Origin of the sequence: Globicatella sanguinis NBRC 15551, from assembly GCF_001552295.1 — a bacterium.
Lineage (GTDB): Bacteria > Bacillota > Bacilli > Lactobacillales > Aerococcaceae > Globicatella > Globicatella sanguinis.
This window is the reverse complement of record NZ_BCQX01000097.1, coordinates 1-8,883: the sequence shown is the minus strand read 5'-3', so window position 1 is coordinate 8,883 and position 8,883 is coordinate 1. Positions and strand designations below refer to the sequence as shown.

Genomic DNA, 8,883 nt, shown 5'->3' with positions numbered 1-8,883 from the left:
CTACTTCTGGTTCACTCCCAATTTTAAGACCTTTACTTAGTCGCCTTATCGTTCGCTTCTTTAGTTTCAATCACTTCGTTGACTGTAGCAGTTTCAATCGCTTCTTTAGTTTCAATCGCCTCGTTGACCGTAGCAGCTTCAATTGTTTCTTTAGTTTCAATCGCTTCGTTAACTTTAACAGCTTTATTGGCTTCATCTGGATTTAACGCTAAGATAATGCGTTCGGCTGTTTTACTAGGAATCCCTAATGAACGAATTTCTTCTACACTCGCCAGTTTCACTTTATCTAATGATTTAAAATGTTTTAAAAGTTTAGTGCGGGTCGCAGGACCGACACCTTCAATTTCTTGTAGTTGAGAAGCGATTTGGCTTTTACTACGAACTTGTCGATGATAACTAATGGCATAGCGGTGAACTTCTTCTTGAACGCGTTGAATAAAATGAAACACTTGACTTCTAGGATCAACATCCAATACTTCTTCCGTGTAGCCATCCATTATCGCTGCTGTTTTATGATGATCATCTTTGACCATACCGGCAACAGGAATCGCTAGACCCAGTTCGTTTTCAATGACATCACGGGCAGCCCTAATTTGAATTTTGCCTCCATCCATTAACACTAAATCGGGTAGGGGAGCATTTTCTTTTAAGAGTCTGGTGTAACGGCGGCGAATGACTTCTTGTGTCGAAGCAAATTCATTACTACCTTCAACGGTTTTAATCTTGTATTTGCGATATTGTTTGCGATCGGGTTTACCATCGGTATAGACAACCATACCACTCACCGCATTGGTGCCTAAAATGTTTGAATGGTCAAAGGCTTCAATTTTATAAGCTTGTGGAATTTTTAATAATTGAGCTAAATCTTCAACCGCTTTGGTGGTTTTTAATTCTCGCATTTCAATTAAGCGGAATTTTTCATCTAAGGCAATTTTACTGTTTTTCTCACATAACTCTAACATGCTACGTTTTTTACCTCTCAATGGCGTCGATACGGGCAGTTCTAATACTTCTTCAAGTAATTCTTTGTCAATATCACTCGGAACTAATACTGCACGTGGTTTCATTTGAGACTGTTCTTTGTAAAAGCGAGCGATGAAGGTCGTCACTTCTTCTTCAGGATCAGCGTAGCTTGGAAAAATAGCGGCTTCTCGTTTTAAAATAGAACCTTGTCTTAACATAAAAACTTGTACTGATAACCATCCCTTATCTAAGGTATAGCCAAAGACATCCATATTATCATAATCTTGACTCATCACTGTTTGACGTTCAATCGTGGTCTCAATATATTTTAATTGATCGCGGTAATCTGCTGCCACTTCAAATTCTAATTTTTCAGCTGCTTCAGCCATTTTAACTTTTAAGTCTTGTTTAATATCATTCACATTGCCATTAAAAAACTGTTTAATTTTATTGATTTGGGCTGCGTATTCTTCTCTGGACACTTCATGATCACAAGGACCAATACATTGTCCTAAATGATAATAGAAGCAAGCTCGTTTTTCATTTTTACCACAGCGACGTAAGGGATAAACTTTGTGTAAAAGTTGTTGAGTGCTTGTGGCCGCCCCCACATTAGGAAATGGACCAAAATAAGTAGCACCATCTTTACCTACAATATTGGTTAGAATTAATTGCGGGTGACGCTCATTGGTAATTTTGAGATAGGGATACATCGTCCCTTCTTTCAATTTAATATTATAAATAGGTTGATACTTTTGAATCAGATTGATTTCAAGTAGTAGCGCTTCTTTATTACTATTAGTGACGATGGTCTCAAAGTGGTGAATATCGGCTACTAATTTAGTTGTTTTCGTATCATGAGCGCCTCTAAAATAAGAACGAACTCGATTTTTTAAGTTTTTAGCTTTCCCGACATAGATGATTTGGTCATTTTTATCTTTCATTAGATAACAACCAGGCAGGTCAGGCAGTAAAGTTAATTTTTGTTCAATGCGATCACGAATTTCTTTCGCACTTAATTCTTGTTCACTCAAGATCGTCAACTCCTTTCTTGCACTTATCTATTATACTCTATCCCCCTTTAAAGCGCTAATTGATTGTTTAAATCTTACCCGATTTTCACTAGAATATGCTATAATTGTACTATTATCTTAAGAAGAGAGGGATACAATGAAATTTAATGACTATCCATATGAGCGTCCTAATTTGGACCAAGTAAAAACAGAGTTTATGCAACTTGTTACTGCTTTAAAAGACAGTGAGACAGCTGAAGCGGCGTATGAGGCCGTGCGTGGGATTCAAAAAATTCAAAACACGATTGATACCCAATATAACTTAGCTCTCATTCGTAATTCCATTGATACACGTGATGAGTTTTATGAAGCAGAAACTAGTTTTTGGGATGAAAATATGCCCGTAATTAGTGAATGGGTTAATGATTTTTATCGTGCGATTTTTGAATCAAAATTTTTAGCTGATTTAAAAGAGAAAGTACCCGCAACATTTTTCCAATTAGCTGAAAATAGTTTAAAAACATTCGATGTGAAAGTGATTCCTTTATTACAACAAGAGAATAAATTATCAACAGAATATTCTAAATTAATTGCTTCAGCTGAGATTGAATATAAAGGTCAAACTTATAATTTATCTGGTATGAGTCCCTTTACACAATCAACAAATCGCCAAGAACGTCGTGAAGCAACTGTTTTAGTGAGTGAATTCTTTGAAAAAAATCGTGATGAATTTGATCGCTTATATGATGAATTAGTGAAAACACGTGATGCGATTGCGAAGGCATTAGGATTTAATGATTTTGTTGAATTGGGCTATTTGCGTATGAATCGCTTGGATTACAATCGTAAAGATGTTGAAATCTATCGTCAAGAAGTTTTAAAACATGTAGTACCCTTAGTATCAAAATTGTATCAACGTCAACAACAACGATTAGGGTTAGATGCGTTGAAATCCTATGACTTAGGTTTTGAGTTTGAAGACGGTAATGCTAAACCTAAAGGAACACCGGAAGAAATTTTAGCCAATGGTGTCAAAATGTACCATGAATTGTCACCAGAAACCGGTGAATTCATTGACTTTATGGTGGAAAAAGAATTATTAGATTTAGTCACTAAACCTGGTAAACAAAGTGGTGGTTATTGTACTTATATTCCAGATTTTGACTCACCGTTTATTTTTTCTAACTTTAATGGTACTTCAGGCGACGTGGATGTTTTAACGCACGAAGCGGGACATGCTTTTCAAGTCTATTCTTCTCGTTGGATTGAAACACCAGAAGTGGTATGGCCGACTTATGAATCTTGTGAGATTCATTCGATGAGTATGGAATTCTTTGCCTATCCTTGGATGGAACTATTCTTTGAAGAACAAACCTTGAAATACAAATATAGTCATCTATTTGGCACGTTATCATTTTTACCATATGGTGTATTAGTCGATCACTATCAACACGAAGTATATGAGCATCCAGAAATGACTCCAGCACAACGACGTGCCACTTGGAGAAAACTAGAAAAAATGTACAATCCTTGGAAAGACTATGATGGCATTGAACTATTAGAAGAAGGTGGATTCTGGTTCCGTCAAGGACATATCTTTAATTCGCCATTCTATTATATTGATTACACACTGGCACAAGTATGTGCTTTACAATTCTGGAAACGAAGTCAAGTGGATCAAGATCCTAAAGCGTGGGATGATTATTTAGCGATTTGTCGAATTGGTGGTACTCAAAGTTTCAAACAAATCGTGAATACTGCCAACTTATTGTCACCATTTGAAGCGGGAAGCTTAAGTGGGATTGTTAAGGAAGCAGACCGTTATTTAGAGAATATTGCGGAAGCAGACCTAGTAACGCCACAAGATGATAGATAATGGTGTTTAGCACTTTAATGCTTTTAAGTTAATTACAAAAAATTTTATTGCGTAATAATAAACGAGCTAAATGGCTTCTTTGCAGAAGCAATCGAAACAGTGGTTAAAATTTGCGACTAACAGCCTAATTTTTAAGTAAAATAATCCATTTAATCAACACAGGTTGGCGATATGTTAAGCTCATTATATATTGATTTCACACAGATTATTAAGGCTTTTTTTGGTAAGATAAAGCAATTTTATTCGAAATTTAAACCATATTATTTTTACCTTTGTCCTTTTTATGTTATAGTAAAGACATATGAGGAGGAATTTAAACTTATGATTATAGGATTACCAAGAGAATTGAAGGCAAGTGAAGACCGAGTTGGTTTAACGCCAGCGAACGTTAGTGAATTAGTGAATGCTGGACATCAAGTCTTAGTCGAAACCAATGCCGGAGAGGGATCTGGCTTTTCAGATGAGGAATATACAAAAGCAGGAGCGGAAATTAAAGCGACTGCTGCAGAAGTATGGAAAGCTGAAATGGTGATTAAGGTAAAAGAGCCTCTTAAAGAAGAATTTGATTATTTCTATGAAGGTTTAATTTTATTTGCTTATTTACATTTAGCACCAGAGTTAGAATTAACACAAGCGTTATTAGATAAAGGCGTTATTGCGGTTGCTTATGAAACAATGGCTCATGAAGGCACATTACCTTTATTAATGCCAATGTCAGAAGTAGCTGGACGTATGGCTGTACAAATTGGGGCTAATTTCCTTGAGAAAAATAACGGTGGACCTGGTATTTTACTAGGAGGTGTTCCAGGTGTTCGTCGTGCGAATGTTACGATCATTGGTGGGGGAGTTGTTGGTTTAAACAGTGCCCAATTAGCTTATGGTTTAGGCGCAAATGTCACGATTTTAGATGTGAACCCACAACGTTTAGCAGAATTAGAACAAATTTTAGGCCATGGTGTGCAAACATTAATGTCAAATGAAGCTAATATTCATCGTGCAGTTGTGGATTCAGATGTTGTAATTGGCTCTGTTTTAATTGCTGGTCGTCGTGCACCAGTATTAGTAAAAGAAGAAACAATTAAACAAATGCGTGAAGGTTCTGTCTTAATTGATATCGCCGTTGACCAAGGTGGTAACTTTGAAACAACGAGCCATGCAACGACACATAAAGATCCAACCTATGTAAAACATGGTGTGATTCATTATGCTGTTGCGAATATTCCAGGGGCTGTTCCAAGAACATCAACCATCGCATTAACGAATGCAACCTTACGCTATACGAAACAAATTGCTGGTAGTGGAATTGAAGAAGCATCTCTTAAAAATGAAACCATCATGACCGGTATCAATACTTACCGTGGTAAATTAACATCTAAAGCAGTCGCAGACTCACAAGATAGAGAATTTACAAGTATTTTAGAAATAATTAAATAGAGAGCTTTTATCTTAAAGCAGTGAGCGAGAAGTATGAAACACTTATGTTTCGACTTCTTGCTTTTTTCATCCAAAATATTATAAAAAATATTTATCATCAGAACGGTTTATGATAGAATAGAAAGGTATTAGTATTTTTTATAAGAGGAGGCAAGGAAATGGTTGAACTGATTGCAACAGTTGAGTCACTCCAACAAGCTGAAAACCTATTAAATGCAGGGGTAGATATTCTCTATTTTGGTGAGGACCAATTCGGATTGAGATTACCTTACTCCTTTACTCGTGAAGAGCAACGATCGTTAGTGGCTTTAGCTCATCAGAAAGGTAAAAAAGTTAGTATTGCGGTGAATGCAATCTTCCATAATGATGGAATTGAAAAAGTTCCTGAATATTTACAATTTTTAAAATCAATCAATGTGGATACGATAACGGTGGGAGACCCAGGAGTCGTTCAAATTATGAAAAATCCTGATTTATTTATACCTTATCGTTATGATGCGCAAGTGATAGTGACAAGTAGTAAATCCATCAATTTCTGGGCTAAAAGAGGAGCGGTCGGTGCGGTAATAGCTCGTGAAGTACCGCGTGATTCTTTAGAAATATTAGCGCGTGAATCGTTGGTGCCGGTGGAATTTTTAGTTTATGGTGCGACTTGTATTCATCAATCTAAACGTCCACTACTGCAAAATTATTATAATTATATCGGCAAAAATGAATCAGTGACACGTGATCGAGGCTTATTCTTATCCGAACCACGTAAACCAGAAAGTCATTATTCTATCTATCAAGATAGCAATGGTACACATATTTTTGCCAATAATGATGTATTGTTAGCGAAACATTTACAAGACTTAGTCGATATGGGCGTCGCTCAATTCAAATTAGAAGGTATTTTCTCGCCAGGAACTAATTTTGTCAAAATTGCGAAATTATTTGTTGATGCGCGTGATCAAATTGAAGCTGTGACATTTGATGCAATAGCCGCTCAAAAACTAGAAGAAGATGTGCGAACTTTACATCCAGCTAATCGTGGTCTTGATACAGGATTCTTCTTATATGAACCTGGATTTGTGAAGTAGGAGGAATAAGATGCGAACTATTACTAAAAAACCTGAAGTGTTAGCACCAGCTGGTACTTTAGAAAAATTAAAAACAGCAATTCATTATGGAGCGGATGCAGTTTTTATTGGTGGAGAGCAATTTGGTTTACGCAGTCGTGCGGGGAACTTTGATTTTGATGAGATGTCAGAAGCGGTGCAATTTGCTCATAAACGCGGAGCGAAAGTTTACGTTACAGCCAATATGGTTACTCATGAGGGGGATGAGCAGGGAGCCGATGAATTTTTCCGTCATCTAAGAGTTATTGGGATTGATGCAGTGATTGTATCTGATACCGCTCTAATGCAAATTTGTGTGGATGCAGCGCCTGGTTTACCAATTCATTTATCCACTCAAGCTTCAGCTGCTAATTATCAAAATTTAAATTTTTGGAAAGACGAAGGATTAGAACGAGTGGTCCTTGCGCGAGAAGTTTCCATGGAAGAAATTAATGAAATGAAAGAACGTGTCGATGTAGAAATTGAGGCTTTTATACATGGGGCAATGTGTATTTCTTATTCTGGTCGTTGTGTTCTTTCGAATCATATGGAAAACCGTGATGCCAACCGTGGTGGCTGTTGTCAGTCTTGTCGTTGGAAATATGGCTTATTTGATATCGCCATTAATGGTGACCGTCAGATGGTGGGTGCTGGTGAAGAAGGTATTGAAGAAAAATTCTCTATGAGTTCGGTCGATTTAGCGATGATTGAGCATATTCCGGATTTATGTGAAGCAGGCGTTGATAGTTTAAAAATTGAAGGACGCATGAAATCCATTCATTATGTATCGACTGTCGCAAATGTTTATCGTGCGGCTGTTGATGCTTATTGTGCAGATCCTGATCATTATGAATTAAAACAAGAATGGGTTGATGAATTATGGAAAGCGGCTCAACGTGAATTAGCCACTGGATTTTACTACAGTACTCCTTCAGAAAATGAACAATTATTTGGTAAACGTCGTAAAATCCCTCAATATGGTTTTATTGGTCAAGTGCTAGACTATGATCCAGTCACTCAAATTGCAACGATTCAACAACGCAATAATTTTAAAGTTGGTGATGATATTGAGTTTTACGGACCGGGTATGCGTCATTTTGAACAACATTTAACGGAATTATGGGATGAAGAGGGAAATGCGATAGAAGTGGCCCCTCATGCCATGATGATTTGTAAAATAAAAGTCAACCAACCAGTTGAAAAATTTGATATGATTCGCAAACGTAAATAATCGCTAAAATTTATTTAGCAACAAAAAAATCCCCTAGTAGCTACTTAAAAGTTAACTACTTTAGGGGAGATTTTTGCATTTAAATAGAAAATACACTGTAGTACCATTAGCTGATCCTATAAAATTCGATGAAGTCGGACCCTTTATAGGAACTTTTTGTGATTTACTTTATAATCAGTCGCATCAACTCTATCATTCGCCTCAAATTGATATGCTATTGTTATTTTTCTACTTATTATCTTTTTGTTGGTCTTTAATTTTTAGTTGAAGTTTAGCATAAGTACGGTTAATGTAAGGCATTAAGAAGTTATTTTCTTTAATCTCTGCAATTAACTGTGCTTTATTACAAAATTCTGCTGCTTTAGTAAAATCATCTGCAATAATTGCATTATCAGCCAATAATAAATATAATGAATCGATGCTTTGTAAATCTTTTGTTTGAGCAGATAGATGAACCGCATTTTCTGCATAAAAATTGGATTCCATAATCTTTAATAGATAGGAGTTTGAACGTGCAAGTCCAAATAAAATTTTAATCTGATAGTGTAAAAAATTTGTTTTATTTTCAACTAATTTTAGTGCTTTTTCAAAATATTCAATCGCTTCATTATAGTTTTCTAACGAAAAATAATAATCAGCAACCGAATTTAATAAATTAATATGAAGTTCAAGGTCACCTAGTTCTGGTCGATTTTTATTTTCTAATATACTAATCGCCTGTTCACAGTTTGCAATTGCTTCCTCGATAAGATTATAATTATTCGCTAAGATGATGGATTCAATCCATAGTTTATAAGTTGAACTGATTGGAGAAAAGCTTGCATCATTCACCACTTCTTTAAAGAAATGTTCGAGAGCTAAATATCGATTTTCTTCAATAAAGGTATTTATTTTTTGTTGAAATTTTGGAATAGCAGAAGTAATATTATGGCCAACATCATCCACTTCACCAATCAAATAGCCAACCGTTACATCAAGTTTTTGCGCAATTTTATGTAAGATTTTAATATCAGAATCAACTTCATTTTTTTCGATTTTGGAAATCAGTCCTTGACTGCAAATATCTTTCGCGAGATCTTTTTGTGTCATATTTTTTTGGAGTCGTAGTTTTTTTATTTTTTCCGCATAATTAATATCCATTTTGATGTTCCTCCATCTAGTAATGTCAACTGAATTATATCGAAAAAACGCTTTAAATAGCAAGAGATTAGGCTTTTAATAGGTCATAATGAGATGAAACAAAATACGAAAGGCTGGGCATAAACTTGA

Annotated in this window: 6 protein-coding genes; 4 read left to right on the top strand and 2 right to left on the bottom strand. The window is 35.7% G+C overall.

The features are described 5' to 3' along the window. Positions 1 to 32 precede the first annotated feature (32 nt). Entirely contained in the window at positions 33 to 1,997 is a 1,965-nt protein-coding gene (uvrC, locus tag GSA01S_RS08050; RefSeq protein WP_083513271.1) for an excinuclease ABC subunit UvrC, read from the bottom strand. Positions 1,998 to 2,133: 136 nt separating this feature from the next. Between uvrC and GSA01S_RS08045 the strand changes: the two genes are divergently transcribed. The 4 genes from GSA01S_RS08045 (at position 2,134) to GSA01S_RS08030 (ending at position 7,614) form a co-directional block, all read left to right on the top strand. Continuing rightward, on the top strand, positions 2,134 to 3,852 hold the full coding sequence (locus tag GSA01S_RS08045) for a M3 family oligoendopeptidase (protein WP_066126460.1): 1,719 nt from the start codon (positions 2,134 to 2,136) through the stop codon (positions 3,850 to 3,852). A gap of 321 nt (positions 3,853 to 4,173) precedes the next feature. Further along, positions 4,174 to 5,286 (top strand): alanine dehydrogenase, encoded by a 1,113-nt coding sequence (gene ald / locus GSA01S_RS08040; RefSeq protein WP_066126459.1) that lies wholly within the window; start codon positions 4,174 to 4,176, stop codon positions 5,284 to 5,286. 158 nt (positions 5,287 to 5,444) lie between these two features. Further along, the gene (locus GSA01S_RS08035) at positions 5,445 to 6,365 is read left to right on the top strand and encodes a peptidase U32 family protein (protein WP_066126458.1); all 921 of its coding nucleotides are present in this window, start codon (positions 5,445 to 5,447) and stop codon (positions 6,363 to 6,365) included. 10 nt (positions 6,366 to 6,375) lie between these two features. Next, on the top strand, positions 6,376 to 7,614 hold the full coding sequence (locus tag GSA01S_RS08030; RefSeq protein WP_066126456.1) for a peptidase U32 family protein: 1,239 nt from the start codon (positions 6,376 to 6,378) through the stop codon (positions 7,612 to 7,614). 228 nt (positions 7,615 to 7,842) lie between these two features. Here GSA01S_RS08030 and GSA01S_RS08025 read toward each other — a convergent pair whose 3' ends face one another. Further along, complete coding sequence (locus tag GSA01S_RS08025; protein ID WP_066126455.1) at positions 7,843 to 8,754, bottom strand: helix-turn-helix domain-containing protein; 912 nt, start codon at positions 8,752 to 8,754, stop codon at positions 7,843 to 7,845. Positions 8,755 to 8,883: the final 129 nt, after the last annotated feature.